The following is a 26,542-nucleotide window of genomic DNA, read 5'->3' as shown; positions in this document are numbered from 1 at the left end:
ACGAGGACATCGGAACGACGCCGTACCCGGCGGCGGCCCCGGCCGGGACGGCGCGGGATACCCGCAATACCGGCCCCGGCCGGCTGCTGATCGCCGTCTACGCCGTGTTCGCCATTTCGGCGACGGCCCGGGCGGGATACCAGATCCTCACCAAGTTTTCCGAGGCCCCCGTGGCGTATCTGCTGTCGGCGTTCGCCGCCGTCGTCTATCTCGTGGCGACGGTGTCCCTCGCGAAGGCGGGCCGCACCTGGTTCAAGGTCTCCGTCGCGGCGGTGCTCGTGGAACTGGTGGGTGTACTGGTGGTCGGGGCGCTCAGCGTGTTCGACCCGGTCAACTTCCCGCATGAGACGGTCTGGTCGCTGTTTGGCCGCGGCTATGCGTTCATCCCGCTGCTGCTGCCGATCCTGGGCCTCATCTGGCTGTACCGCCGCCGTCCGGCCCCGAAACGGGCCTAAGAGGCCCAGCCGGGTGTGCCCGCGTTGAGGAGCCTGCTGCGAAGGCCTGGCCAGGCCGCGCCGAAGCCGGGATGCAAGTCCTTGCCGCCGACGAGCTCGACCGGCACCCACTGCAACTCCAGGCTTTCGGGGTCGCTGATCTCCGGTTCGAACGCGTCCATAACTTCGACGGCGACAGTCGTGTAGCTCCAATAGCCGACGTCGAATACCGAGGTGAACAGCACGCGCACGTTCTCCGGCGGCACGGCGGCTTCTTCTTTGGCCTCCCGCAGGGCGCCGTCGACTGCTTCTTCGCCCTCGTGCAGGGCCCCGCCCGGGAGACCCCAGGTGCCACCCTTGTCGCTCCACAGGGCGCGGTGCTGGAGGAGGACGCCCTTGGCGGGGTCATGTACCAGCAGTCCGGCCGAGCCAAATCGCCCCCAGAACCGTCCGCGGTCGCCCTCAACCCACGCGTCGCCTGGATCGCGGGGCCCGAGGGGGCGGCGCAATTCAAAGGGGAGCTCGGTGGAGTGTGCTTCGCCGGGCCGCCCGGTTTGGGGGCTGGCCGGGCTGGATGTCGGGGCAACAGTGCTGTCCATGCCCTCAGTTTCCCACGGACCGTGCCCGTACCTGCCGAAGTGTGACACCGCGGGAAGACATTTCAAACGGTCTGCGCGCCGGGGGCACGGCGGGATCCGTCGGTCAGCAGCGGGCGGTTTCCAGTCTTCGCCGCAACAGGTTGGCGCGATGGCATTGAGGTCGAGGTGACCTACTAAAACGGCACCAAGGAACGAGCCGTCTCATCCTCTGAAGCAACCAGACGCCTGGCCTGCTAACTCCCAAGAGGGTTTGCCAACGGAAACTCCCGGCCCAACACTTCGGTTATCCACATAGGGGAGCCACCGAGGGCCACCACAGCTGGAATCGGGAATCATTGGAGGTAGCCCCCCGGGGAGCCGGAGCAACGAATCATTCCCTAAGACCTGGTGATTACAGCTATCTCTCCGCCCGTATGTTCTTCAGGAGATTCCACAAAGTCACGGGCCCCCAGAATGTCACAGCATCGAGGAAGAATTTGGCTATGAAAGCCAGTGAAGATTTCATCCCGCTACAGGCCACACGGCCTGGCGCCGGACTACTCCTCGGAATTCCCCGGCTGACGCCCGTTCCACACGCAGCGGTTGACGTGAACTGTGCCCTGGATGGGGCGCTGGTCCTGCTGCGCTCTGCAAACGGGACGGCGCTGCCTGATGCTGCGATGTTTGGAGTGACCGAAGCCTCGGACTTTGCCGGGAGCGTCGAGGAGTTGTCCCGTATCGTCGACTACCTGCAACTTGTGGCCGCGGCGGCCGTCGACCGGACCCGAAACCAGGCGGCGGCAGCCAGGAACGCGGCTGCGAAGTGTGGGTCTGGTGCCCGTGCCGGCTGGTTGACCGGCTGGAACACTGACGCGACGGCGACGACCGCTGAAACCCCAACCCCGGCCACGACTGCGAACCCGGCCACGACCACGACCACGACTGCGACTATGCCGGTGCCGGCGGCTAAGGCTGCCGGGCCCGATTCCGGTTGGAACGTCCAGGGCGGCGCGGACCGTGCGCAGGGCTGGGTCGATGACGGGTACCGGAATACCACCGAGTTCCTGCGGGCGCGGCTGCGGATCACCGCGGCGGAGGCGCGGCGCCGGCTGGCCCTGGCATCGGACGTTCTGCCGCGCACCGGCTTGTCAGGGCAACCCCTGCCGGCAGTGCGGGAGGAACTCGCGGCTGTCCTCACAACCGGGGACATTGCCTCCCGGGCAGCCACCCTGATCAGCCTGTCCATGGACCGGGTCAGGCATGTGGCCGCGCCCGGGGACGTTGTCCGGATGGAACATGCACTGACCCGCACGGCGGTGGAGAACGACCAGGATTTCCTGACCCGGATCGCGAAGCGCTGGACGGACGCACTGGACCAGGACGGTGCCGAGCCCAGTGAGCCGGAACTGCGCCAGCGCCAAGGCGCGTTCATCCGCCGGTCCCACCGTGGGCTGCAGCACCTGGAAATCTTCGCCACCGCCGACCAATTCGAGCACCTGCTCACGGTCATGAACACCGCCACCAACCCACGGACCGGTCTTGCCTCCGACCCCAACGCAGGCACGGCAGAAAATGCCGGTCCTGACGCCGGTCCTGACGCCAACGCCGACGCCGGCGCCGTGGACGATGCCGCTGCTGACGAGGCGGCCAGTGCCGGTCGGCTGGATCAGCGCACCCGTCCGCAACGGCTGCTCGATGGCCTGGTCGGTGCGTGCAAGGTGGCCCTCGCGGCCGGAGAACTGCCCGCTTCCGGAGGCCTTCGCCCACAGGTAATGGTCACCGTCGACTACCGGGACCTCCTCGAACAGCTCGGCGCCGCCAACCCGCAGACACTCGGGCCGGGATCCGGCGCGGGAGCCCTGATGTTCACCGGACCGGTCACGGCCTCGACCGTGCGCAAGATCGCCTGCGACGCCGACATCATTCCGCTCGTGCTCGGCGGCAACGGCCGCGTCCTGGACATCGGCCGGGCCTCACGGGTCTTCCCTCCGCACATTCGAAAAGCCATCATGGCGCGGGACGGGGGCTGCGCGTTCCCGCAGTGCACCATCCCCGCGCCCTGGTGCGAGGCTCACCACATCGACTACTGGTCCCGCGGCGGAACGACTGGAACAGAGCAAGGCGCTTTGCTCTGCTCACACCACCACCACGTCATCCACAAAGAACAGTGGACCATCCAGGTCCGCAGCGGCGTTCCATGGTTCATCCCGCCGCCGCACATTGATCCGCGCCAGGTGCCACGGCGGAACAGCTACTTTCGCCTGGAATGATGCCGGAGATCAGTGCGCGTCCGCGGGAAAATCCGGGACTACCGGAACTGCGCAAAGACCCGAACCGGCGCTGAAGAGTCTGTCGGGTTCCCGGGTATAAGCCGTCCAGCCTACAGACTCGTACAGCGCCAGCACCTCGGAGTCGGGAACAGGATTGCCGGTTAGGACTGTGAACTCTGGCATCGGAACAGTGTCGCACACGGCCGTCCCCCGGTCGCGGACGGGAGGTGCTAGCGTATCGCCGATGCGCAAAAAAGGGGGCCGGACCCTGTGTTGGCTACATCCAAGGGGGGACAAACCATGAACACATCCGTGAACATCCGCCAGTGCGCGGCGGACGATCTTCCCGCCCCCTCCCGCGTCCTCTTCTACGGAGTGACCGGCAGCGGCAAGTCGACAGCCGCCCGCGCCTACGCCCAGGCCACGGGGTTGCCCGGGTTCTCGGCGGACGCCGACATCGGCTGGTTGCCCGGCTGGCAGCAGCGCACCGTCGAGGAGCAGCGTGGCATCGCAGCCTCGATTGCAGCCCAGGACCGCTGGGTGCTGGACAGCGCCTACGGTGCCTGGCGCGACGTTGTGCTGCCGCGGGCGGAGCTCATCGTGGGCCTGGACTATCCGCGCTGGCTCTCGCTGGCCCGGCTGGTACGCCGCACGCTGCGCCGGGCGCTGACCCGGGAACCTGTCTGCAACGGCAATGAGGAAACCATTGCCAGGATCTTCATCGAGGACTCTATTCTCCGGTGGCATTTCCGGTCCTTCACGCGGAAGCGGCAGGTGATGCGGGGGCTTGAGGCGGACCCCGGGATGCCGGCAACGATCCTGTTCCGCCATCCCCGGGAACTCGACGCCTGGCTCGCGCAGCTGCCCGCCAAGTCTGCCCGGGCCGAAAGCCCCTGAACAGACAACGGGCCGCGGCTAGGCTGGAGGCATGGCTGGACTCAAAGCGCCACGAGAGTTGCGGAAGGCGCAACGTACGTCCCTGCTGAGGGCCGTGAAGGCATTCCACACCTTTGCCTGGTTCACGATCGAAGCCTGCATGGTCTATGTCCTGTACGCCGGTGTCCGCGGCCGCACGGACCGGCGGGTGGGCCTGGCCGCCGGCGTCGTGACTGCCGAGACCCTGGTCTTTGCCGCCAACGGCTTTCACTGCCCGCTCACCGCCGTGGCCAAGGACCTGGGCGACGAGACGGGCTCTGTCACCGACATCTATCTGCCGCACTGGTTTGCGAGGAACCTTCCGGGCATCCACGTTCCACTGATCCTGGCCGCCGTACTCCTGCACTGGCGGAACTACCGTGCCGCCGGTCGCACAGCCGTGTGGCTCAGTCCCGGCACGGTGGCCGGCGGAGTTGCGGACGCTAGCGCAACGGGTTGCCGCTGAGGTCGACGCGGAAGTGCTCGATCACCTTGTTGGTCGCCGGGTCGATGATGATCACGGACTCTGCCGGCCAGGACGGATCGGGAACAACGGTGTACGGAACGTCCGTGATTTTCGTGGGCCGCCCGGCGTCGTTGATCTTCCGGCTAAAGGCATCGACCACGGTGTTGGTCCTCGTGTTGATGGCCACCGTTTCCTGGGGGAGCGCCGCGGTGTTGGCGGAGGCCGGCGTGGCGTTCCACCAGCCTTCGTAGCCGCCGACCGCCGGTCCCGGCGCCGCCGCCGCCGCCGTGCCCGACCCGGTGGAATTCAAGGGAACGACGGCGTTCCCGGCCGCTTCCGCTGCACCGCCGCAGGCGCTCAGCGACATTCCCGCAGCGAGAATCAAACAAACGGTGGCAAGCTGCGGCGTCCTGGCGGTGAAGCTCACGATGATGTCCCCCAACATTGACCCGGCCGGCGGTCTCCGGCGCGGATGGGATGACCCTACCAGCCCCGCTTGCCGCCTGCCGTGTGCCCCGACTACTTCTTCCCGAACAGGCCGCCCAGGATCCCGCCGAGCCCGCCGGGCTGGTCGCCCTCTTCCTTCCGTTCGTCCGGCTGGCTCTCCGGGAGGTCGACGTCGATCAGCTCGCCGGGGCGCGGCGCACCGCCGTCGGGCCGGCCCTGCGGGTGAGCCTGTGGTTCCCGCGGGGCGTCCGGCCCGGCTTCCGGAACGGCCGCGGGTATCTTCGGCTGGCCCCGCCGAGCAGTCCGCCCAACAGGTCGCCCAGCCCGCCGCCCCCGGCCCCTCTGGCACCGCCCAGGATCCAGCCCAATATGCCGCCGAGGTCAATCCCGCCGGCCTGGCCGGACCCGCCACTACCGCCTGATCCATCCGCCCCGGAGGACTGTCCGCGGCCTCCGAGGACCTTGTTCGCAAGGTAGGACATCACGATCGGAGCCAGGATCGGCAGCAGCCTTTTTGCTCAGGTCCCCGCCCACACCACCGGGTTGGGACGTCCGGCCAGTTGGCTGGCCACCGAGGCATCGACCCCGCCCTCCATCAGCCCGCCCCGGTGCTGGCTGAGCGCCGACTCAAGCGAGGCGGCGCCGTCGGAGGCTCGAGGGTTGTTATGCATACCGGCCAGCAGCGTGGGCGCCGCGGCCTCCACTGCGTCCTGCGCTGTCTGCCGGTCCGTGCCGAGCATGCCGGCAATCTGGTCTACCGGGATCTGCCTCAGGATGTCGTCGAACTCGGTCATGGGGTTCTCCTTCAGCCGCACCTCGGGCGGTCCTCGCCGTAAGCGGCGCCCGCGCAGACGCCGCCGGATTGTTGCCTCTGCATCCTGGCCAGGGTGTCCTGAACCCGAAAGGGCGCTGCCGGCGCCCCGGCAGTACCGTCGGAAGCCCGCCGCGTTTGCGGGTAATCTAGGAGAGTTCCGGAGCCGGCAGGTTTCTCCGGAGGTGCACATGGCAGGAAGCAAAAGGCGAGGTTGATGGTCCACATCTGGAACGATCCGTCCGAAGTCCCAGCGGACTTTGGTCCTTCCGTCGTTACCTTCGGCAACTTTGACGGTGTGCACCGCGGCCACCAACAGGTGCTTTCCCAGCTCATCCGGGTCGCCCGCCTCAACCACGCCCGGGCTGTCGCCATCACCTTCGACCCGCATCCGGCGCAGGTCCACCGCCCCGAATCCGCTCCGGAACTGATCATGGGTCTGGAAGACAAGCTGGTCGCGCTCGGCGAACTGGGCCTCGACGCCGTTCTGGTGATGAAGTACTCACTCGAGCTGGCAAGCCTCACCCCCGAAGAATTCGTCGCCGGCGTCCTGGTCGGCTGCCTCAAGGCGAGCCATGTGGTGATCGGCCACGATGCGCGGTTCGGCCGGAACAACTCCGGGGACCTGGAGACCATGCAGGACCTCGGCCGGAAGCTCGGCTTCGAGGTGCTGGTCATCAGCGAGTTCGGCTCGGAAGGTTTTCCGCTCCACGGCGAAGGACACGGCGAAGGACACGGCGAAGTTCACGACGGCGGCGACGGCGGGGACCGCCGTTGCTCCTCCACCTGGGTGCGCGAGGCACTGCGGGAGGGCGACGTCGCCACGGCCGCCGCCGTCCTCGGGCGGTCGCACCGGATGCGGGGCGAGGTGGTCCACGGCGCCGCCCGTGGCCGCGACCTCGGCTTCCCCACAGCCAACCTCGCCTCCGACGCGAGCGGCTACATCCCGGCAGACGGCATCTATGCCGGCTGGCTCGTGGACCAGGCCGGCACGCGCTGGCCTGCTGCCATCTCCGTTGGCTCCAACCCGACCTTTGACGGCGTCAGCCGGCAGGTCGAGGCGCACGTCATTGACCGGCCCGAAGAGGCCGTCGAGGACTTCGATCTGTACGGCCAGACAGTAGTGGTGGAATTCGTCGCCCGGCTGCGGGGCATGGTGGCGTACCGTGGCCCTGAAGCGTTGGTGGACCAGATACGCCTGGACGTCGTCCAGGCCCACAACATTCTGTACGCGCGCTAGGGCGCCAGGGCGCTGAACCGCTGCGATCAGCCGCCGTGCTGGACCTCCGCACCGCTGAACACGCCCGGAGGCGCAGGCCGGCGGCGGCCGGTTCCGGCGGGTTCGCCGGCCGGTCCGCGCGGTGAGGCACGGCCATTGGGCAAGGAAGGCAAGAAACGTGACGATTGAGAAAAATACGCGGGAGCTGGACAAGGACATTGTCCGCGACTTCAGTTCCCGGATGAGCTACGCGTCCTACCTGCAGCTCCCGACGCTGCTGAGCGCCCAGCAGCCGGTCAGCACGCCGGAGCACCATGACGAGATGCTGTTCATCATCCAGCACCAGACCACGGAGCTGTGGCTCAAGCTGGTCCTGCACGAGCTCCGCAGCGCCGCCGCCTGGCTCCGCTCCGACGACCTCGGCTCGGCGCTGAAGGCGATCGCCCGGGTCAAGCACATCCAAAAAACCCTCACCGAGCAGTGGTCCGTGCTGGCCACCCTCACACCCACCGAGTACTCGCAATTCCGCGGCTTCCTGGGCAACTCCTCGGGATTCCAGTCCAGCCAGTACCGGGCGGTCGAGTTCCTGCTCGGCAACAAGAACCGCAAGATGCTGCCGGTGTTCGAATCCGACCCCGAGGCCCACGCGATGCTGCTGGAAATCCTCGAATCCCCGAGCATCTACGACGACTTCCTCGCCTACCTCAAGCGCCAGGGCTTCGACGTGCCCGCCGCACTGCTGGAGCGGGACGTCACCAAGGCGCACGAGTTCTGCGCCGAGCTGGTCCCGGTGTTCAAGTACATCTACGAGAACGCCGCGGACAACTGGGGCGCCTACGAGGCCTGTGAGGAACTCGTGGACCTCGAGGACAACTTCCAGCTCTGGCGCTTCCGCCACCTTCGCACGGTGCAGCGCACCATCGGCATGAAGTCCGGCACCGGCGGCTCCAGCGGAGCCGCCTTCCTGCACAAGGCCCTCGAGCTGACCTTCTTCCCCGAACTCTTCGCCGTCCGGACGGAGATCGGCCAGTGAGCGCCCTGCACCCGGCAGAGGCCGCGGCAAAGAACGGCGACGCCCTGCTGCAGCGCGCCCGGGAACTGGACGCCGCCGATCCGCTAGCCGCCTACCGCGACCACTTCATCGGCGCCGACACGGAACTTGCCTACCTGGACGGCAACTCCCTCGGCCGGCCGCTCAAGCGCACCGTCACCGACATCAGCAGCTTTATCCAGGACAGCTGGGGCGGCCGGCTGATCCGCGGCTGGGACGAGGAATGGCTGGAACTCCCGCAGGCCATCGGCGACCAGCTCGGCCGGGCCGTCCTCGGCGCCGCCGCCGGGCAGACCATCATCGCCGACTCCACCACGGTGGTGCTGTACAAGCTGATCCGGGCCGCGCTGGCTGCGGTCGGGGACCCGGCGCGCACCGAAATCGTGCTGGACACGGAGAATTTCCCCACCGACCGCTACCTCGTCGAGGGCATTGCCCGCGAGGAGGGACTGACGCTGCGCTGGATCGACGCCGATCCCTCCTCCGGCGTGACCGTCGAGCAGGTGCGCGCCGCCACCGGCCCGGCCACCGCCGTCGTGGTCCTGAGCCAGATTGCCTACCGCTCCGGGTTCCTCGCGGACCTGCCGGGGATCACCGCGGCAGTGCACGACGCCGGTGCGCTGGTGGTGTGGGACCTGTGCCATTCCGCCGGGTCGGTGGAGATCGCCCTGGACGCCGCCGGCGTCGACTTCGCCGCCGGCTGCACGTACAAGTACCTCAACGGCGGACCGGGTTCGCCTGCGTTCGCCTATGTCAACGCCCGGCACCTCCCAGGTCTGCAGCAGCCGATCTGGGGCTGGATGGGCCGCAAGGACGCCTTCGAAATGGGACCCGGCTATGAGGCCGCCGCCGGCATCCGCGGCTTCCTCAGCGGCACCCCGGCGGTCTTCGGGATGCTCGCCATGCGCGGCACCCTGGACGTGCTCGAGGAAGTCGGCATGGCCGCGGTCCGGGAGAAGTCACGCCTGCTGACCGCCTTCGCCGTCGAACTCCACGACGCCCGGCTCGCCCCGGCGGGTGTTGAACTCTCGACGCCGCGGGACCCGGAGCTGCGCGGCAGCCACATCACCGTGGACCACCCCGCGTTCCGGGAGATGACCGCGGCGCTGTGGGAGCAGGACGTCATTCCGGATTTCCGGGCGCCGCACGGCCTCCGGATCGGGCTGTCCCCGCTGAGCACATCGTTTACCGAGGTGTACCGCGGGGTGGCCGCCATCCGCGAACGGCTGGATGAGGGCCCTTCCGGGCAACAGCAGGACCGGCCGTTTCGACAAGATTAGCGGCGTGCCGGTAAACTAAACGTTGGATCCGGCTGCAGTCCGTGGCGGCTGGCTCTTGTTGTGTACGGGAAATCCTCTCTTCGGAGCAGAATCACCGGCGCAGCACCCCCGGCAGTGAGTTACTGATTCGGGCCTCACGGCACATCTCTAGGAGTTATCGTGGCACTTGAAGCCGCTGTAAAGACGTCCATCATTCAGGATTTCGCAACGTCCGAGGGCGACACCGGTTCACCGGAGGTCCAGGTTGCAGTCCTGACTCAGCGGATCAAGGATCTCACTGAGCACATGAAGGTGCACAAGCACGATTACCACACCCAGCGCGGTCTGCTGGCCATGGTTGGTCGTCGCAAGCGCATGCTGACCTACCTCAAGAACACTGACATCACCCGCTACCGTGCGCTCATCGAGCGTCTCGGCCTGCGCCGCTAGTCAGCTTTAAGGGGCGGCCCCTTCCGTGACGGAAGGGCCGCCTTCTTCACACAAAACTCAACAGGAGGATCAACCGCATCACGCATTCGCGGTCTTCGGTAGTGACTTCCGGGAACGGCTTCAACGAGTGAAGCCTTAGCCCGTGGGTCTCGATCGATGACCGGGTGCAGTGCAGGCCAGCAGACAGATGCTGGACTGGGTTGATGCGGCTGGACTCCGTGAACCATGAAACGGAGGTGACTCTCTATGGAGGGTCCCGAAATCCAGTTCTCAGAAGCAGTCATTGACAATGGCCGCTTCGGCAAGCGTGTAATCCGCTTTGAAACCGGCCGCCTTGCCAAGCAGGCAGCCGGCGCAGCGATGGTCTACATCGACGAAGAGACCGCGCTGCTGTCCGCAACCACCGCCGGCAAGCACCCGCGTGAAGGTTTCGACTTCTTCCCGCTGACCGTCGACGTCGAAGAACGTATGTACGCCGCCGGCCGCATCCCGGGTTCGTTCTTCCGCCGCGAAGGCCGTCCCTCCACGGAAGCCATCCTGGCCTGCCGCCTGATGGACCGTCCGCTGCGCCCCGCCTTCGTCAAGGGCCTGCGCAACGAGGTCCAGATCGTCGTCACCGTGCTGTCCATCAACCCGGACGAGCTCTACGACGTGGTCGCGATCAACGCGTCCTCGATGTCCACCCAGCTCTCCGGCCTGCCGTTCTCCGGCCCGATCGGCGGCGTCCGCGTTGCCCTCGTCCAGGACGAGCACGGCCCGCAGTGGGTTGCGTTCCCGAAGCACTCCCAGCTCGAGAACGCCGTCTTCAACATGGTCGTTGCCGGCCGCATTGCAGGTGACGACGTCGCCATCATGATGGTTGAAGCCGAAGCCACCGACAACTCCTGGAACCTCATCAAGGAACAGGGCGCCACCGCCCCGACCGAAGAGGTTGTCTCCGAGGGCCTCGAGGCTGCCAAGCCGTTCATCAAGGCACTCTGCGAAGCACAGTCCGACCTGGCAGCACGCGCCGCCAAGCCGACCGTCGAGTTCCCGGTCTTCCTGGACTACCAGGACGACGTCTACGTCGCTGTGGAGTCCGCTGCCGCCGAGAAGCTGGCTGCTGTCTTCCAGATCGCCGACAAGCAGGAGCGCGACACCGCCTCCGACGAGCTCAAGGACGAGGTCACCTCTTCCCTGGCCGGCCAGTTCGAAGGCCGCGAGAAGGAGCTGTCCGCAGCCTTCCGCTCCGTCACCAAGCAGGTTGTGCGCCAGCGCATCCTCAAGGACCAGATCCGCATCGACGGCCGTGGCCTGACGGACATCCGCCAGCTCACCGCCGAGGTTGAGGTTCTGCCCCGCGTCCACGGCTCGGCCATCTTCGAACGCGGCGAGACCCAGATCATGGGTGTCACCACGCTGAACATGCTCAAGATGGAACAGCAGATCGACTCGCTGTCTCCTGTGACGCGCAAGCGTTACATGCACAACTACAACTTCCCGCCGTACTCCACCGGCGAGACCGGCCGCGTCGGTTCCCCGAAGCGCCGCGAAATCGGTCACGGTGCCCTCGCAGAGCGCGCCATCATGCCGGTGCTGCCCTCCCGCGAGGAATTCCCCTACGCCATCCGCCAGGTGTCTGAGGCTCTCAGCTCCAACGGTTCGACGTCGATGGGTTCCGTCTGCGCCTCCACGCTGTCCCTGCTCAATGCAGGTGTGCCGCTGAAGGCCGCCGTTGCCGGTATCGCCATGGGCCTGGTCTCCGACCAGGTTGACGGCCAGACCCGCTACGCCGCCCTGACCGATATCCTCGGCGCCGAAGATGCCTTCGGCGACATGGACTTCAAGGTCGCCGGTACCGCTGAGTTCGTCACGGCCATCCAGCTGGACACGAAGCTCGACGGCATCCCGGCCTCCGTCCTGGCCGCCGCCCTGAAGCAGGCCCGCGAAGCGCGCCTGCACATCCTGGACGTCCTGAACTCCGCGATCGACACCCCGGACGAGCTCTCCGAGTTCGCGCCGCGCGTCATCGCGGTCAAGATCCCGGTAGACAAGATCGGCGAGGTCATCGGCCCGAAGGGCAAGATGATCAACCAGATCCAGGAAGACACCGGAGCCGACATCTCGATCGAGGACGACGGAACTGTCTACATTGGCGCCACGAACGGCCCGTCTGCCGATGCAGCACGGTCCGCGATCAACGCCATCGCCAACCCGCAGATTCCGGAAATCGGCGAGCGCTACCTGGGCACGGTCGTCAAGACCACGACCTTCGGTGCCTTCGTTTCCCTGACTCCGGGCAAGGACGGCCTGCTGCACATCTCCGAGCTGCGCAAGATCGCCGGCGGCAAGCGCGTGGACAACGTCGATGACGTCGTCTCCGTCGGCCAGAAAATCCAGGTGGAAATCACCAAGATCGATGACCGCGGCAAGCTCTCCCTCTCGCCCGTTGTGGCTGATGAGGCAGGGTCAGAGAACCCCGCCGACGCTGAGGTCTCCCTGGAGTCCGCAGAGTAGTCTTTCCTGACTCAAGCGGCGGGGCCGGTGGATCTTCCACCGGCCCCGCCGCCGTTTAAGTTGCCGGTGCCGGTGCCGGACCGTCGGGGGAGTGCCCCGCTGGTACGATTGCAGGCAGATTTGGCATGTGTTTACTGAAAGGCCTTGATGACTGTCGTCCCCCTGCCGCTCGAGCAGAACCAGCACGCTGACACCCTGATCCACGGCGCCGACGGCGGTTCCGAGGTGCGCCGTTCGGTGCTGCCCGGCGGCGTCCGCGTGCTGACCGAGGCGATGCCGGGCCAGCGCTCGGCCACCATCGGCTTCTGGGTCGGTGTCGGCTCCCGCGACGAGGCGCCCGGACAGCACGGCTCCACCCACTTCCTGGAGCACCTCCTGTTCAAAGGCACCAAGCGGCGCACCGCCCTGGAGATCGCGTCGGCCTTCGACGAGGTCGGCGGGGAATCCAACGCCGCCACGGCGAAGGAAAGCACCTGCTACTTCGCCCGCGTGCTGGACACCGACCTGCCGATGGCCATCGACGTTATCGCGGACATGATCACCGGTGCCGTGCTGGACCCGCAGGAGATGGAGCAGGAACGCGACGTCATCCTCGAGGAAATCGCGATGGACAGCGACGACCCCACCGACGTCGCGCACGAACACTTTGTCGCTGCCGTGCTGGGCACCCACCCGCTCGGCCGCCCGATCGGCGGCACCCCGGACGCCATCCGCGCCGTCGCCCGCGACTCCGTCCGGGACCACTACCGCCGCTACTACCGCCCGGACGAGCTCGTCATCACCGCCGCCGGGGGGCTGGACCACGACGTCGTCTGCGGACTCGTCGTGGAGGCCCTGCACTCCGCGGGCTGGAGCCTGGAGCCGGACGCGGCCCCGGTGAAGCGCCGCTCCACCGATCGGGCCGCCATCACCGGCACCGCAGGCCTGCACGTGGTCAAGCGTCCGGTGGAACAGGCCAACATCATCATGGGCTGCCCCACCATCGTCGCCACCGACGACCGCCGCTTCGTGATGAGTGTGCTCAACGCCGTGCTCGGCGGGGGCATGTCCTCCCGGCTGTTCCAGGAAGTCCGCGAGAAGCGCGGGCTGGTGTACTCCACCTACTCCTTCGCCTCCTCCTACGCCGACGCCGGCTACTTCGGCATGTACGCCGGTTGCACACCGTCGAAAGTCCGGCAGGTCGTCGACCTGCTCGGGGCCGAACTCGACAAACTGGCCGGGGGCGGGATCTCCGAGGAGGAACTCCGCAAGGCCGTCGGGCAGCTGTGCGGCGGCATCGTGCTGGCGCTGGAGGACACCGGCTCACGGATGTCCCGGCTGGGACGCGCCGAACTCGTGTCCGGTGAATACCAGGACATCGACGAGACGCTGCGCCAGATCAAGGCCGTGACCGCGGCCGAAGTCCAGGAGCTCGCCCGCGAACTCGCGGCCGCCCCGCGGACCGTCACGGTGGTGGGTCCCTTCGAGGAAACCGAGACGTTCGGCCTCTGAGTCAGCCCGGTCCACAGGCCCCGCAGGCCCCTGAGCTGGGCCTGCACCGGCCGGAGTGGCGGGCCCGGACCTAGACACGGCAGGCGGCGCCGCGTGATGATGGGGACGGGGCCACCCCGGAGGGCCCCACCCGGAAGGAACCCCTGGAAGGAAACCCTGGAAGGAAAAAATGGACCGGCCGCTGCCAGGCAGTGCACACGAGGCGCTTGAAGCGTTCCTCGGGCATTGGGTGGGAACCACACAGTGGCAGGCCACGCCCTGGGGCCCGGCCCGTGAGGCCGCCGTCGAACTGACGTTCGCCCGCGCAGCCGCCGGGCTGGCCGTCACCCACAGCTACCGGCACACAGAGGCCGACGGCATCCGCTCCGAAGGCCACGGGGTCTTCACCATGGACCCGTCCCGTCTGGACACTCTCTGGTACCACGTCAACAGCATGGGGCTGCCCCCGGAGGCGCCCGCGCGCGCCAGCTGGCAGGAGGGCACCCTCACGATGGAACGGCGCAGCGACCGCGGCACGTCCCGGCACACCTTCCGGGTGGACGACGGCGTGCTGACGCACAGCGCCGGGCTCCGGCTCGGGTCCGCGAGCGAATTCACGCCCTTTATGACCTCGGTCTGCCGCCGCGCGGCCGCGGACGCCGCCGTCCCCGCCTGAGCGCCACAGCCGCCCGCCCGCGTCCCTTTCGTCTCCTCGCGTCCGGACTGCGACACGGCTGCGTCCACTGGATTCAAAGCTGGCGCCTCACTATTCACTCAGTGTATAGATGGGGGTGTGAACAACTCTCTCACCCTGTTGGGCCTCTTGAGCCGCGAGCCCAGCTACGGCTACGACCTCAAGCACTCTTATGACCGCTACTTCGGAACCGGAAAGGCCCTGGCCTTCGGGCAGGTGTATTCCACCCTGGCCCGAATGGTCCGTGACGAGCTGATCCGGGCCCTGGGTGAGGAGACCGGCGGCGGTCCTGACCGGAAGAAGTATGAGATCACCGTGGCCGGCCAAGACAGGGTGCGCGAGTGGCTGTTCACTCCCGACGTTCCGTCAGAGTCCCTGCAAAGCGAGCTTTTTGCCAAGACCGTGATCGCCTTGCTGCTCAACGACGACGCCGACCGGCTGCTCGATGTGCAGCGCGGTGAACACATGGCACGCATGCGTGAACTGACCCGGCTGAAGAAGGACGCGGACCTGCTCCGGATCCTGATGTGCGACCACGGCCTGTTCCACATTGAAGCGGACCTGCGCTGGATCGACCTCACCAGCGCCCGCCTGACCCAACTCAAGAAGGAGCTCCAGAGCGCATGAGCACCCATAACACCGTTGCACCGATCCTCAGTGCCCGCGGCCTGCACCACTCCTTCGGCCAAACCGAGGCCCTGCGTGGCGTCGACCTCGACGTCCACGCAGGGGAAGTGCTCGCCGTCATGGGCCCGTCCGGATCCGGCAAGTCCACGCTGCTGCACTGCCTGGCCGGTGTTCTTGTCCCCGACGGCGGTTCGGTGACCTACCGTCCCGCAGGGCGGTCTCCGATGGAGACAAGTGCCCTCGGGGAGCCGCAGCGGGCCCGGCTGCGGCTGACCGATTTCGGGTTCGTCTTTCAGTTCGGCCAGCTGCTGCCGGAGCTGACGGCGGTGGATAACGTCAGCATCCCGCTGCTGCTGGCCGGGACCCGGCGGCCGGAGGCATTGCGCCGCTCCACGGAGCTGCTGGAACGCCTTGGTCTGGACGGGCTTGGGGCCAAGCTGCCTGGTGAACTGTCCGGAGGCCAGGCCCAGCGCGTCGCCGTGGCCCGGGCTCTGGTGACGTCCCCTGCCGTGTTGTTCGCTGATGAGCCCACGGGTTCGCTCGATTCCCTCGCCTCGGAGAACGTGCTGACGCTGATGCTCGAGTTGGTCCGTGAAGAGGGCACCACGGTGGTGATGATTACCCACGATGCGCGCACTGCAGCGTATGCGGACCGGGAAGTCATCGTGCGCGATGGAGCAATCGGTGCCGGCTACCGGGTGTCCGCGTGAATCCGGGGTTGCTCAAGTTGGCAGTCGTCGGCAGCCGGTCCGCCTATGGCAGGCTCGCCGGAATCGCGGGAGGAGTCGCCGTCGGAGTATGCCTGCTATTGCTGCTGTGGGGCGGCGCCAACGGCCTGAGTGCACGTGATGACCGCGGTGCTTGGCTGCGCGAAACCGGACGCCCGTCCGTCGCGGCCCCGCCAACGGAAGATCCAACCACTTCAGGACCGGGGACTCCGGTACCGCTGACCCCCGCCACGGTGCTCATGGAAGCCAACCCGGTGGAGGTCTTCCGCGACCAACTGATTAACCGCCGCGATGTCGCGGCTCTGGATGCGGCCACCGTCAGGATCCCCGGGATCGGCAAACCTCCGGAGTCGGGCCATTACTACGCATCCCCGGCACTGCAGCGCCTGATCGAATCAACGCCTCGGGATCAGCTCGGTGACCGTTTCGGGAAGTTTGCCGGCACGATTGACGATGCTGCCTTACCCGGGCCGGACTCCCTGATCGTCGTCACGGGAGCAACGGAAGCCGAACTCCGCCAGAACGGCAGGGCCGTCCTGGTGTCAGACTTCACCACCGACCCCTACGGTGGCAGCGCGGCCGCCTACAACACGGTGCTGTCCATCGGGGCCATCGCAGTGTTCTTCCCCGTTCTGCTGCTGATCAGCATTGTCACCGGCCTGGGCGCCGCCCAGCGCCGTGAACGCTTCGCGACCCTGCGCCTCATCGGCGCATCCCCACAGCTCATCTCTCGGATCGCCGCCGTCGAAATCGCCGTCCCCAGCCTGATCGGCGCCGTGTCGGGCGTCGTGCTGGCCATCGTGCTGAGGCCGGCTGCCGCGCAAATACCCGTCAACGGCACCAGAATGTTCGCCGCCGACCTGGCCATCGGCCCGGCGGCGGCCGCCGCCGTCGTCGCCCTGGTGGTCGCGGCCTCGACGTTAGTCGCCGCGCACCGCACGGCCCGCGCCGGGATTGGCCCCCTGGGCGTGACGAGGGCCGTGCACGAAAAAACACCCACAATGTGGCGGACTGCGCCCGTGCTGACCGGACTCGCCGCCATGATCACGGCTGTCCTCGCGATCCGGACCGGCGACGCGGGACTACTATGGCTGGCATCACCGCTCCTTATCCTCGGCTTTCTGCTCATCCTCGTCGGCATCGTAGTCATCGGCCCCTGGCTGACCCGCCTGGTGAGCCGGATCGGACTGCGCCAGGCGCGAAGCGCGGCAGGAGTCATTGCCGCCAGCCGGATCCAACAAACCCCGGTCGCGACCTTCCGGTCCGTATCAGGACTGGTCATCGCCGTGTTCGTGGTCTCCGTCTTCGCCGGAGGATCCAGCATCATCGAATCCACTGAGGTACGCCCGGCCCGGCCAGGCCTGCTTCAGCCCACCAGCCTCCACGCCACCATAAGCAGCGGCCACACCCCGGCGCAGGCTACGGAGGCCGCCCGCCAGGCCAGGGACCTGCCCGGAATCCGCAGCGCCACCGTCGGCTTCGGTCCGGCAGCGCTCTCCGAAAGGGGTGCCGGTTCTAAGATCTACCTTCGCGCCGCGGACGCCCCTGGCCTCGGATTCCGGGACATCCCGGCCGCGGAGACCGTCGCCGTTGATTCCTCGTTCCTCCACTACTGGACCACGCAGCCACTGGCGCTGACCCCGGCGCCCGCCACCAACCTGGACGGACTGGTTCCTGTCGTGATGGTGCTCGGCACCGATGGGACCCCCGAGGCCATGGACCGCGCCCGGACAGCATTAAACGGTTCAGGCATCACGGCCATCCCGGCCACTTCCCCGTTGGACCTCAAACTCCAATCCAGCACGCGATTGATTCAGGGCCTCGCCGTGCTCGCCTACCTCGGCATGTTTGCCGCGATCGCAATCGCCGGCCTGTCGCTGGCCGTCGCCACCGCTTCCGCCGTTCTGGACCGGAAGAGGGTTCTGGGTCTGATGCGGCTGATGGGGATGCCGGTGTCCGTCCTGCGCCGCATCATCACCCGTGAAGCCGCCGTCCCACTCCTGGCCGTGCTGCTGCTCTCGATCGGCCTCGGATTCCTTGTGGCCTGGCTGATGGTGTCCTTCATCGACGACACCTATCGGGTGACCTGGCCGGCGCAGGAATACTTCATGGCCTTGGGTTTCAGCCTGGTCCTGGCCCTCGGAGCAGTCACCGCGACATTCGGCTTCATCCGGGGCAATACGGCAATGACGGCGGCACGCTTCGAATAGGTGATTGGATGCCGGCTGTGGGGTGCGGGGAAGTCGCAACCCCAAGCGTCTTCCTCAAACCGTTGCCATAACGTTGCAAAGCGGCCCAAGAAACCCGTTGACACGCCCTGAGCTGCGCCATAGATTTGCCGTAATCTGAATCACCTTTCAGGTTCAGCGCATTTCCTGTCCGATCTCCTGCTCAGATCTCCTGCTCAGTTCCCGGCGGGAGTTTCAACGAAAGGCATCCCGTGAAGGATACAAAGAAGTTCCTGATGGCCGCCGTTATGGCCACCGGGCTGGCCCTCAGCGCCTGCGCACCCACCGCGGGCAGCGCAGCGCCGGCCGAATCCGGCGGCACCAAGGCCGCCGAACCGGTCAACGTCGGCATCATCTACTCCAAGACCGGCCCGCTGGCCGCCTACGGCGCCACCTACTACGAGGGCCTGCAGGCGGGCATCGACCACGCCACCGGCGGGACCGGCGCCGTCAACGGTGCCAAGATCAACCTCACCTACGCCGACGACGGCGGCGATCCGGACAAGGCCGTCACGGCTGCCAAGGACCTGATCGGCAAGGGCTACAAGATCATCGGCGGCACGGTCGTCTCGGGCATCGCGCTCAAGCTCTCGGAACAGGCTGCACAGAACAAGGTCCTGTACATCTCCGGACCTGCCGCCACCGACGCCATCCAGGGCATCAACAAGTACACCTTCCGCTCGGGCCGCCAGAGCCTGCAGGACGTGGCCACCGCCGGTTCCTTCATCGACACCAAGGGCAAGAAGGTGGTTGTCTTCGCGCAGGACAACGCCTTCGGCCAGGGCAACGTCGCAGCCGTCAAGGCCGTCCTCGGAGCCAAGGGCGCCACCGTCGAATCCGTCCTGGTTCCGGACGGACAGGAACTCACCCCCTTCGCCCGCCAGCTCATCGATGCGAAGCCGGATATGGTCTTCGTGGCCTGGGCAGGGGCAACGTCCGGAACCATGTGGCAGACCCTGAGCCAGCAGGGGGCCTTCGACGCCGCCCCGATCGTCACCGGGCTCGGCGACGCCGCCACCTTCGGCGCCTATGGTGAGGCCACCGCCAAGATCAGCTTCCTGAACCACTACTTCCCGGGCGCCTCGGGCACCGAGGTGGAGAAGAAGATGATCGCGTCAGTCGAGAAGGCCGGCAAGAAGGCCGACCTCTTCACCCCCGACGGCTTCGTGGCCGGCCAGATGATTGTCCAGGCCATCAAGGAGGGCGGCTCCGACGCCGACGCCATGGTCAAGGCACTCGAGGGCTTCGGCTTCGACGGCCCCAAGGGCAAGGAAACAGTCCGCGCCTCGGACCACGCCCTGGTCCAGGACATGTACCAGGTCAAGCTCGTCCAGACGGGCGGCACCTGGGCCCCGGAGCTTATCAAGGTGGTCCCGGGCGACACGGTCGCCCCGCCGGAAAAGAAGTAATCCGACGCGGCGCTGTGCCGCACAACACGCTGCAGAACGCTGCACACCATGGCACAGCGCCGCCCACCACCCTCACGGCCCAGCGAGAACACAAAGGACCCGAATGAATTCCCCAGCCCTGCCCGCCCTCGCGGTGGACGGCCTCGGTCTGCAGATCGGCGGTGCCCGCATCCTTCAGGACGTGGGCTTCGCCATCGGCACCGGCGAAATGGTCGGCGTCATCGGCCCCAACGGTGCCGGCAAGACCACCCTGTTCAACCTGATTTCCGGTGTGATGCGGCCCACCGCGGGCACCATCACACTGAACGGCAGGGAGATCACGGCCGACCCGGTCCACCGCCGGGCCAAGGCAGGGCTGGGCCGGACGTTCCAGACCTCCAACCTGTTTCCCCGGCTCAGCGTGCTCGAAAACGTCCGGCTCGCCGCCCAGGCGAAACTCGGCGGCAGTTTCAGTATCCTGCGCTTCCCGTCCGCCTCCGACGAGGCCACCCGGATTGCCCGCGGCACCATTGAGGAAGTCGGGCTCACCGGCCAGCTCACGACGGCGGCGGGGGACCTCTCGCACGGCGAGAAACGCAAGGTGGAGATCGCCGTGCTGCTGGCGACGGATCCCGCCGTCGTGCTCCTGGATGAGCCGATGGCCGGGGTGGCGTCGGGGGACGTCCCGTCCCTCACCGCGATCATCCGGGGAATGCACCGGGACCGCGGCTGCACCGTGATGATGGTGGAGCACCACATGGACGTGGTCCTGGGCCTCGTGGACCGGGTGGCCGTGATGCACCACGGCAGCCTGCTCGCCCTGGACACCCCGGAGGCCGTGATGTCGGACCCGACCGTACAGAGTGCCTACCTTGGAGAACCCGTATGACCGCCGCAGTGGAAGCCCGCCCGATTCTTAGGCTTGAGGGCCTCAACGCCCACATCGCCGGACAGCAGGTCGTGGAGGACGTCTCCTTCACCGTCCCGGCCACCGGCATCACCGCGCTGCTGGGCCGCAACGGCGTCGGGAAAACCAGCACCATCAAGGCCATCATCGGCCTGATCGACCGCACCGGGGCCGTGGAGCTCGACGGCGTGCGGATCGAGAAGGACCCGACGTTCAAGATCATCCGCAGCGGGGTGGGCTACGTCCCCGAGGACCGGGAAGTGTTCTCCAAGCTCACCGTGGCGGAAAACCTCCGGCTCGCCGAACGCGACGCCGCACCCCGGCGCCAGCTCGTCGAGGAGCTCTTCCCGGACCTCCTGGCCCGGTCCGCCCAGATGGCCGGCACGCTCTCCGGCGGCCAGCAGCAGATGGTCTCGCTGGCCCGTGCGCTGTTGAACACCAACAAGATCCTCCTCGTCGACGAACCCACCAAGGGCCTGGCCCCGAAGATCGTCGCCGAGGTCGCCGAGACCCTGGCCGAAGCCGCCAGGACCGTCCCCATCCTCCTGGTCGAGCAGAACCTGCACGTCGTCCGGCAGCTCGCCGCGGGCGCCGTCGTCCTCTCCGGCGGCCGGGTGGTCCACACCGGCAGCGCCCTGGAATTCCTCGACGACGCCGAGCTGACCCAGCGCCTGCTGGGCGTCTCCGCTGAGGGCCACGCACGGGAGAATACCGGGAAAACAGCCGAAACACCGGCCGGGAAAGGCGCCGCCCTGTGAGTACCGTCGTCCTCCTGCTCTTCACCGGGCTGGGCCTGGGTGCACTGTACTTCCTCGTGGCCGCCGGCCTGTCCCTGATCTACGGGCTCATGGGCGTGCTCAACTTCGCGCACGGCGCATTCCTGACCCTCGGAGCCTTCACCGGCTGGGAAATCGCCCGCCGGACCGGTTCCGACAACTGGGGGACGTTCCTGCTGTCCCTCCTGGTCGGGGCCGCGTCAGGGGCCGCGTTCGCCGCCTTCACCGAGTTCGTCCTGATCCGCCGGCTGTACCAGCGGCACATCGAACAGGTCCTCATCACGGTGGGCCTCTCGCTCGCCGCGGTTGCCCTCTTCGACGGCATCTGGGGCACCGACCCGGTGTTCATCCAGGGACCTGCCTGGTTCAAGGACACCACCGAGATCCTCGGCGCCCGCGTCCCCAATGACCGGTTCGTCTGCATCATCGCCGCCGTCCTGGTGCTGCTGGCCCTGGTGTTCTTCCTGAAGAACACCCGCTACGGCATGATCATCCGGGCCGGCGTCGAGAACCGCTCCATGGTGACGGCCCTCGGCATCGACGTCCGGAAGGCCTTCACCCTCGTCTTTACGATCGGCGGTGCCGCCGCGGGGCTGGGCGGCGTCCTGGCCTCGCACTACTTCGGCTACGTCTCGCCGATGTTGGGCGGCTCGCTGCTGATCTTCGCCTTCATCGTCACCGTGATCGGCGGACTGGGCTCACTGACCGGCGCGGCCATTGCCGCCGTCGCCGTCGCCGTCCTGCAGCAGTTCGCCAACTTCTACCTCGGCGGCACCGGCGACTTCGTCGTCGTGCTGGCGCTGGCGCTTGTGCTGCTGTTCCGTCCCTCCGGCCTGCTCGGGAGAACCTCATGACCACTGATACCGACGCCGCCGGCACCAACCGGGCGGGCACCGACAGCACCGACACCCAGGGCACCGGCGGGGGCACAACGGGAACCCGCCCCGCCAACCGGCACAACCAGCCCGGCCGGCCGCGCCTGACCCGCCGGAAGATCGCCGGCACAGCCGCCGGGGTCGCCGGCATCGTGCTCCTGGTCCTGCTGCCGCTGCTCAACCTGTCCCTGCCCGGAGTGCTGCCCGGACCGACGTACACGCCGGGATCCCTGCAGCTGCTCGCGATGTGCATGCTGATGGCCGCCGCCGCCCTGACCTACCACCTGCTGCTCGGCGTCGCCGGGCTGTTGTCCTTCGGCCATGCGCTGTATTTCGGCGCCGGGGTCTACGGGCTGGCAATCATCCTGCAGAACCTGGACATCCCGCTGCTGCCCGCGATGGGCCTGACCCTGCTGATCGTGATCGTGCTGGCCCATGTGGTGGGCAGTATCAGCCTGCGGGTCAGCGGCATTCCGTTCGCCATGGTCACACTCGCGTTCGCCCAGGCCGGCTCGGTGATCGTCGGACGCAACCCTGACGGCACCACCGGCGGAGACGAAGGCCTGACGCTGCGCACCGACAACCTGCCCGACTTCCTCGTGGGCGTGGTCAATACCCGCAACCTCTACTGGCTGGCCCTGGCGGTGCTCGTGGCCGTCTTCGTCGTGGTCACCTGGGTGCAGTCCTCCCGCGCCGGCCACGTCGCCGCCGCGGTCCGCGAGAACGAACTCCGCGTCCGCGTCCTGGGCCTGCAGCCGCACCTCGTCAAGCTGCTGATTTTCGTGGTCTCCGCCATCCTGGTCAGCATCATCGGCATGGTGTTCCTGCTGCTGCAGAGCGGCGCCGTCCCGCGGGCCATGTCCGCGGACCTGACCATCACCTTGCTCGTGATGGTGGTCCTGGGCGGCGTCGGCTCGCGCTGGGGTGCGGTGATCGGCGGGGTCTTCTACACCATCCTGGACCAGCGACTCACGACGCTGGCGAACTCCGACGCCATCGATGCGCTGCCGGACATCCTGCGGGTACCGTTGTCTGAACCCCTGTTCATCCTGGGCACCCTGTTCATCCTCGTGGTGCTCTTCCTGCCCGGCGGCCTGACGGGAACCGCGCAGCTGCTGGCCCATCGCCGGGACCGGCAAAAAGCGCGGCGCGGCGGCCGCGGTGCGGGACCTGACAGCCCCGGACATGACAGCACCGGAAGTGAAAGGACAGCGATGTCCCGCGAGATCCTGGAGGAATCGGCATGAGCACCTCCGGAACCGGACGGCCTGTCGGGCTGCACACCCTGGGCCGCTGGACCACGGACCGCAGCCTCGCCACGCCGCAGCGGATCGCCATCGACGACCGCGGCTGCACGCTGAGCTACGGCGAGCTGGAACGCCGGGCGGCCGGCCTCGCCGCCGGCCTGACGGCGGCCGGTTACGCCACGGGGGACCGGATCGCGACCCTGACCGGCAACAGCTCGGACCACGTGGTGGTGTTCTTCGCCTGCGCCAAGGCCGGGCTGGTCCTCGCCCCGCTGTCCTGGCGGCTCTCGCCCAAGGAACTCGCCGCGCAGCTTGAGCTCGCCGACCCGCAGCTGCTGCTCGTCGAGGACGAACTGGAGTCCCTCGCTGCGGGGGCCTGCACGCTGCTGGCGCACCGGCCGCGGACCGCCGCACTGGGCCCCGGCGGCGTTGAGAAGTCCGTGCCCCCGCCCTCGCGGCCGGTCAGCGGTGGCCGGCATGAAGTCCGCACGGACGTGCGCGACGACGACCCCCTCCTGATGATCTTCACGTCCGGCACCGAGGGGGCCAGCAAGGCCGCCGTGCTGACCCATGCGAACTGCTTCTGGACCAACCTCTCGCTGTCCCGGACGCTGGACCTGGGCAGCACCGACGTCGTACTGGCGGTGCTGCCGCAGTTCCACGTCGGCGGCTGGAACATCCAGCCCCTGCTGGCGTGGTGGACCGGCGCCACCGTGGTGCTCGAACGCGGCTTCGAACCCGGCAGGGTCCTGCAGCTGATCGCGGAGCGGCGCGTGAGCATGCTGATGGGCGTCCCCACCCAGTACATGATGCTCGCCGAACATCCCGACTTCGCGTCCGCCGAGCTTGGCAGCCTCCGGCACGCCGTGGTGGGCGGTGCGCCCATGCCGGCGCCGCTGCTGCGGATCTGGCACCGCAGGGGAGTGGCGCTGAGCCAGGGCTATGGACTCACGGAGGCGTCCCCCAATGTGCTCTGCCTGGCCAACGAGGACGCCGCCCGGATGGTGGGGTATTCGGGCAAGCCGTACCCGCATGTCGCTGTCGCCGTGGCCGACCCGGTGACCGGGGAAATCCTCGACGGCGCCGCCACCGGGGAACTGCTGGTGGGCGGCCCCGGGGTTTTTGCCGGCTACTTCCGTGACCCGGCGGCGACTGCCGCCGTCCTGGCCGGGGACTGGCTGCGCACCGGAGACCTGGTGGAACGCGACGCCGACGGCTACATCAAAGTCGTGGACCGGCTCAAGGACATCTACATTTCCGGCGGCGAAAACGTGGCCCCGGCCGAGGTCGAGGCGGCGCTGCTGGCCCATCCGGCGGTGGCGCAGGCCGCCGTCGTCGGCGTGGAAGACGAGCGCTGGGGCGAAACCGGTGTGGCCTTTGTGGTGATCCGCCCCGGCCTGGCCACGGACGAGCAGGAACTTCTCGAGCACTGCGCTGCCCAGCTGGCGCATTTCAAGGTTCCCGCACGGATCGAAATGGTTGGAGCCCTGCCCCGCACGGCGCTGAACAAGGTGCTGCGGACCCGGCTCCGCCAGCAGCTCGACGGGAGCGGACCGGCAGGACGCCCCGAACACCCGGCCGCTGCAGTGCCCGCGGACGGGGGCCGGCGGTGAGCGCCGCGCCGCGCACCGCCAGGGGCACCCGCACCCGGGCCAAGCTGCTGCAGGCCGCCGAAACGGTGTTCGCCTCGGTGGGCTACCACGAGGCCTCGATTGTGAAAATCACCGAGGAGGCCGGCGTCGGCCTTGGCACCTTCTACCTGTACTTCGAGGGCAAGCAGGCCATTTTTGACGAGGTCGTCGAGGACCTGAACCGGCGGGTCCGGCACGCCATGACGGATGCCGCGCGCTCAGCCGGGACCCGGCTCGCGGCCGAACGCGCGGGCTTCCGGGCCTTCTTCAAGTTCACCGCCGAACATCCTGCGCTGTACCGGATCATCCGGCAGGCCGAATTCGTCTCGCCCGGCGCGCTGCGGCTGCACTACACCCGGATCGTCAACGGCTACATCGAGGGGCTCAAAGCCGCGCAGCTCAGCGGCGAAGTCCGGGCGATGGATCCCACCGTGGCGGCCTGGGCCCTGATGGGCATCGGTGAGCTGATCGGCATGCGCTGGGTGCTGTGGGATGAGGAAGGCACCGAACCCGCCCAGGGCGCCCGGCCGGATGTCCCGGAGGAAGTCTTTGAGGAAATGATGCAGTTCATCGAGCGTGCGCTCGCCCCGGCCCCGGGCGCCGCCCCCGGACCCGGCCCCGACTTCGGAACCATTCAGACCCCGGAAGGGACAGCCCCATGATCCAGGCAACCAGCAACTCCAGCTACCGGACCACCGAGGTCGCGGTCCGGGGCGGAACCCTGCACACCGCCCTCTGGGGCCCCGAGGACCCGGCCGCCCCGACCATCCTGGCGGTGCACGGCGTGACCGCGTCCCACAAGGCCTGGCCGGCGCTGGCCCAGGCCCTGCCGGACATCAGGATCATTGCCCCGGACCTGCGGGGCCGGGGCCGGAGCAACGCCCTGCCCGCGCCGTACGGGATGCCCTCCCACGCCGAGGACCTCGCGGCCCTACTGGCCGCGCTGAGCACCGGGCCCGTGGTGGTCGTTGGCCATTCGATGGGCGCCTTCGCCTCCGTGGTCCTCGCGAACCTGTACCCGGAGCGGGTGCGGTCCCTGGTACTGGTCGACGGCGGACTGCCGCTGCAGGTGCCGGCGGGACTCAGTGACGAGCAGATCGTCGCTGCCGTGCTCGGTCCGGCGGCGGAGCGCCTGAACGCCACCTTCGCCAGCCGGGAGGTCTACCGGAGCTTCTGGCGGCAGCATCCGGCGTTCAGCGCGGACTGGAGCCCGCTCGTGGAGGAATATGTCGACTACGACCTCACCGGCGAGGCGCCGGTGTTCCGGCCGGCCACACGGTACCAGGCGATGGCGGACGACACCGCCGAGCTGCACCGCGGCGCCTCACTCCTGAAAGCACTGGAGGAGCTCGCGGTGGAGACCCTCGTGCTGCGGGCGCCGCGCGGCCTGCTCAATGAGCCCGGCGGCCTGTACGCGCCCGGTTATCTGGATGCCTGGGCGGAGAAGCTGCCGGCGTTGACCGTCCGCGAGATCCCGGACGTCAACCACTACACGATCGTCATGGGCAGGACAGGCGCCGCTGCTGTCGCGGACACCGTGCGGGAGGCGCTGGCGGTCGCGTAGCCAGGTGGCGC

At 67.9% G+C, this 26,542-nt stretch carries 25 protein-coding genes; 22 read left to right on the top strand and 3 right to left on the bottom strand.

Annotated features, from left to right (window positions below; translation table 11 throughout):
• Nucleotides 1–8 precede the first annotated feature (8 nt).
• Nucleotides 9–455 carry a hypothetical protein gene (locus ACZY0Y_RS02690; RefSeq protein ID WP_463880678.1) on the top strand — a complete coding sequence of 149 codons (447 nt, stop codon included), beginning with the start codon at nt 9–11 and terminating at the stop codon, nt 453–455.
• Here the strand turns inward: ACZY0Y_RS02690 and ACZY0Y_RS02685 are convergent.
• Nucleotides 452–1,033: an NUDIX domain-containing protein gene (locus tag ACZY0Y_RS02685; protein WP_463880461.1), complete on the bottom strand. Its 582-nt coding sequence runs from the start codon at nt 1,031–1,033 to the stop codon at nt 452–454. The genes ACZY0Y_RS02690 and ACZY0Y_RS02685 overlap by 4 nt on opposite strands.
• A gap of 482 nt (nt 1,034–1,515) precedes the next feature.
• On the opposite strand from ACZY0Y_RS02685, the gene ACZY0Y_RS02680 reads away from it, so the two are divergent.
• The 3 genes from ACZY0Y_RS02680 (at nt 1,516) to ACZY0Y_RS02670 (ending at nt 4,663) form a co-directional block, all read left to right on the top strand.
• The gene (locus tag ACZY0Y_RS02680; RefSeq protein WP_463956706.1) at nt 1,516–3,282 is read left to right on the top strand and encodes an HNH endonuclease signature motif containing protein; all 1,767 of its coding nucleotides are present in this window, start codon (nt 1,516–1,518) and stop codon (nt 3,280–3,282) included.
• Nucleotides 3,283–3,582: 300 nt separating this feature from the next.
• Nucleotides 3,583–4,179, top strand: a complete 597-nt coding sequence (locus ACZY0Y_RS02675) for a P-loop NTPase family protein (RefSeq protein ID WP_463956704.1) — start codon at nt 3,583–3,585, stop codon at nt 4,177–4,179.
• Nucleotides 4,180–4,210: 31 nt separating this feature from the next.
• The gene (locus ACZY0Y_RS02670; RefSeq protein WP_463880470.1) at nt 4,211–4,663 is read left to right on the top strand and encodes a hypothetical protein; all 453 of its coding nucleotides are present in this window, start codon (nt 4,211–4,213) and stop codon (nt 4,661–4,663) included.
• Here the strand turns inward: ACZY0Y_RS02670 and ACZY0Y_RS02665 are convergent.
• Nucleotides 4,641–5,090: a hypothetical protein gene (locus tag ACZY0Y_RS02665; RefSeq protein ID WP_463956702.1), complete on the bottom strand. Its 450-nt coding sequence runs from the start codon at nt 5,088–5,090 to the stop codon at nt 4,641–4,643. The two genes, ACZY0Y_RS02670 and ACZY0Y_RS02665, sit on opposite strands and share 23 nt — an antisense overlap.
• A gap of 538 nt (nt 5,091–5,628) precedes the next feature.
• The gene (locus ACZY0Y_RS02660; RefSeq protein WP_463956700.1) at nt 5,629–5,904 is read right to left on the bottom strand and encodes a DUF937 domain-containing protein; all 276 of its coding nucleotides are present in this window, start codon (nt 5,902–5,904) and stop codon (nt 5,629–5,631) included.
• Between the two features lie 234 nt (nt 5,905–6,138).
• On the opposite strand from ACZY0Y_RS02660, the gene ACZY0Y_RS02655 reads away from it, so the two are divergent.
• The 18 genes from ACZY0Y_RS02655 to ACZY0Y_RS02570 all read left to right on the top strand — a co-directional run bounded on the left by ACZY0Y_RS02655 (nt 6,139) and on the right by ACZY0Y_RS02570 (nt 26,531).
• On the top strand, nt 6,139–7,161 hold the full coding sequence (locus ACZY0Y_RS02655) for a bifunctional riboflavin kinase/FAD synthetase (protein WP_463956699.1): 1,023 nt from the start codon (nt 6,139–6,141) through the stop codon (nt 7,159–7,161).
• A gap of 157 nt (nt 7,162–7,318) precedes the next feature.
• A complete protein-coding gene (gene kynA / locus ACZY0Y_RS02650; protein WP_463956697.1) occupies nt 7,319–8,173 on the top strand; it encodes a tryptophan 2,3-dioxygenase in 855 nt (284 codons plus the stop codon).
• Between the two features lie 5 nt (nt 8,174–8,178).
• On the top strand, nt 8,179–9,471 hold the full coding sequence (kynU, locus tag ACZY0Y_RS02645; RefSeq protein WP_463956782.1) for a kynureninase: 1,293 nt from the start codon (nt 8,179–8,181) through the stop codon (nt 9,469–9,471).
• A gap of 159 nt (nt 9,472–9,630) precedes the next feature.
• Nucleotides 9,631–9,900, top strand: coding sequence for a 30S ribosomal protein S15 (gene rpsO, locus ACZY0Y_RS02640; protein ID WP_069951170.1), 270 nt, complete (start codon nt 9,631–9,633; stop codon nt 9,898–9,900).
• 246 nt (nt 9,901–10,146) lie between these two features.
• A complete protein-coding gene (locus ACZY0Y_RS02635; RefSeq protein WP_463956695.1) occupies nt 10,147–12,396 on the top strand; it encodes a polyribonucleotide nucleotidyltransferase in 2,250 nt (749 codons plus the stop codon).
• A gap of 147 nt (nt 12,397–12,543) precedes the next feature.
• On the top strand, nt 12,544–13,887 hold the full coding sequence (locus tag ACZY0Y_RS02630) for a M16 family metallopeptidase (RefSeq protein WP_463880489.1): 1,344 nt from the start codon (nt 12,544–12,546) through the stop codon (nt 13,885–13,887).
• 229 nt (nt 13,888–14,116) lie between these two features.
• Nucleotides 14,117–14,542 carry a DUF1579 domain-containing protein gene (locus ACZY0Y_RS02625; protein ID WP_463956693.1) on the top strand — a complete coding sequence of 142 codons (426 nt, stop codon included), beginning with the start codon at nt 14,117–14,119 and terminating at the stop codon, nt 14,540–14,542.
• A 117-nt stretch (nt 14,543–14,659) separates the two neighbouring features.
• Nucleotides 14,660–15,187, top strand: coding sequence for a PadR family transcriptional regulator (locus ACZY0Y_RS02620; RefSeq protein WP_463956691.1), 528 nt, complete (start codon nt 14,660–14,662; stop codon nt 15,185–15,187).
• On the top strand, nt 15,184–15,897 hold the full coding sequence (locus ACZY0Y_RS02615; RefSeq protein WP_463956690.1) for an ABC transporter ATP-binding protein: 714 nt from the start codon (nt 15,184–15,186) through the stop codon (nt 15,895–15,897). Before ACZY0Y_RS02620 ends, ACZY0Y_RS02615 begins: the two co-directional genes overlap by 4 nt.
• 8 nt (nt 15,898–15,905) lie before the next feature.
• Nucleotides 15,906–18,125 carry an FtsX-like permease family protein gene (locus ACZY0Y_RS02610; protein ID WP_463956689.1) on the top strand — a complete coding sequence of 740 codons (2,220 nt, stop codon included), beginning with the start codon at nt 15,906–15,908 and terminating at the stop codon, nt 18,123–18,125.
• Between the two features lie 230 nt (nt 18,126–18,355).
• A complete protein-coding gene (locus ACZY0Y_RS02605) occupies nt 18,356–19,552 on the top strand; it encodes a substrate-binding domain-containing protein (RefSeq protein WP_463956688.1) in 1,197 nt (398 codons plus the stop codon).
• A gap of 103 nt (nt 19,553–19,655) precedes the next feature.
• Nucleotides 19,656–20,420, top strand: a complete 765-nt coding sequence (locus ACZY0Y_RS02600) for an ABC transporter ATP-binding protein (protein WP_463880494.1) — start codon at nt 19,656–19,658, stop codon at nt 20,418–20,420.
• Nucleotides 20,417–21,196, top strand: coding sequence for an ABC transporter ATP-binding protein (locus ACZY0Y_RS02595; protein WP_463880496.1), 780 nt, complete (start codon nt 20,417–20,419; stop codon nt 21,194–21,196). The genes ACZY0Y_RS02600 and ACZY0Y_RS02595 overlap by 4 nt, the downstream gene beginning before the upstream one ends.
• A complete protein-coding gene (locus ACZY0Y_RS02590) occupies nt 21,193–22,068 on the top strand; it encodes a branched-chain amino acid ABC transporter permease (RefSeq protein ID WP_463956686.1) in 876 nt (291 codons plus the stop codon). The genes ACZY0Y_RS02595 and ACZY0Y_RS02590 overlap by 4 nt, the downstream gene beginning before the upstream one ends.
• A complete protein-coding gene (locus ACZY0Y_RS02585; protein ID WP_463956685.1) occupies nt 22,065–23,336 on the top strand; it encodes a branched-chain amino acid ABC transporter permease in 1,272 nt (423 codons plus the stop codon). The genes ACZY0Y_RS02590 and ACZY0Y_RS02585 overlap by 4 nt, the downstream gene beginning before the upstream one ends.
• Nucleotides 23,333–24,949: a class I adenylate-forming enzyme family protein gene (locus tag ACZY0Y_RS02580; protein WP_463956684.1), complete on the top strand. Its 1,617-nt coding sequence runs from the start codon at nt 23,333–23,335 to the stop codon at nt 24,947–24,949. Before ACZY0Y_RS02585 ends, ACZY0Y_RS02580 begins: the two co-directional genes overlap by 4 nt.
• Entirely contained in the window at nt 24,946–25,629 is a 684-nt protein-coding gene (locus ACZY0Y_RS02575; protein WP_463956683.1) for a TetR/AcrR family transcriptional regulator, read from the top strand. Before ACZY0Y_RS02580 ends, ACZY0Y_RS02575 begins: the two co-directional genes overlap by 4 nt.
• A complete protein-coding gene (locus tag ACZY0Y_RS02570) occupies nt 25,626–26,531 on the top strand; it encodes an alpha/beta hydrolase (RefSeq protein WP_463956682.1) in 906 nt (301 codons plus the stop codon). Before ACZY0Y_RS02575 ends, ACZY0Y_RS02570 begins: the two co-directional genes overlap by 4 nt.
• Nucleotides 26,532–26,542 lie beyond the last annotated feature (11 nt).

It is taken from the genome of Pseudarthrobacter kochi, assembly GCF_055412805.1.
The sequence above is the reverse complement of the archived record's forward strand: the minus strand, read 5'-3'. Positions and strand labels throughout refer to the sequence as shown.

Coding starts and splice junctions, on each gene's coding strand:
- ACZY0Y_RS02685 (WP_463880461.1), bottom strand. CDS start 1,033: ATGGACAGCACTGTTGCCCCGACATCCAGCCCGGCCAGCCCCCAAACC.
- ACZY0Y_RS02680 (WP_463956706.1), top strand. CDS start 1,516: ATGAAAGCCAGTGAAGATTTCATCCCGCTACAGGCCACACGGCCTGGC.
- ACZY0Y_RS02675 (WP_463956704.1), top strand. CDS start 3,583: ATGAACACATCCGTGAACATCCGCCAGTGCGCGGCGGACGATCTTCCC.
- ACZY0Y_RS02670 (WP_463880470.1), top strand. CDS start 4,211: ATGGCTGGACTCAAAGCGCCACGAGAGTTGCGGAAGGCGCAACGTACG.
- ACZY0Y_RS02660 (WP_463956700.1), bottom strand. CDS start 5,904: ATGACCGAGTTCGACGACATCCTGAGGCAGATCCCGGTAGACCAGATT.
- ACZY0Y_RS02655 (WP_463956699.1), top strand. CDS start 6,139: ATGGTCCACATCTGGAACGATCCGTCCGAAGTCCCAGCGGACTTTGGT.
- ACZY0Y_RS02635 (WP_463956695.1), top strand. CDS start 10,147: ATGGAGGGTCCCGAAATCCAGTTCTCAGAAGCAGTCATTGACAATGGC.
- ACZY0Y_RS02630 (WP_463880489.1), top strand. CDS start 12,544: ATGACTGTCGTCCCCCTGCCGCTCGAGCAGAACCAGCACGCTGACACC.
- ACZY0Y_RS02615 (WP_463956690.1), top strand. CDS start 15,184: ATGAGCACCCATAACACCGTTGCACCGATCCTCAGTGCCCGCGGCCTG.
- ACZY0Y_RS02600 (WP_463880494.1), top strand. CDS start 19,656: ATGAATTCCCCAGCCCTGCCCGCCCTCGCGGTGGACGGCCTCGGTCTG.
- ACZY0Y_RS02595 (WP_463880496.1), top strand. CDS start 20,417: ATGACCGCCGCAGTGGAAGCCCGCCCGATTCTTAGGCTTGAGGGCCTC.
- ACZY0Y_RS02585 (WP_463956685.1), top strand. CDS start 22,065: ATGACCACTGATACCGACGCCGCCGGCACCAACCGGGCGGGCACCGAC.
- ACZY0Y_RS02580 (WP_463956684.1), top strand. CDS start 23,333: ATGAGCACCTCCGGAACCGGACGGCCTGTCGGGCTGCACACCCTGGGC.
- ACZY0Y_RS02570 (WP_463956682.1), top strand. CDS start 25,626: ATGATCCAGGCAACCAGCAACTCCAGCTACCGGACCACCGAGGTCGCG.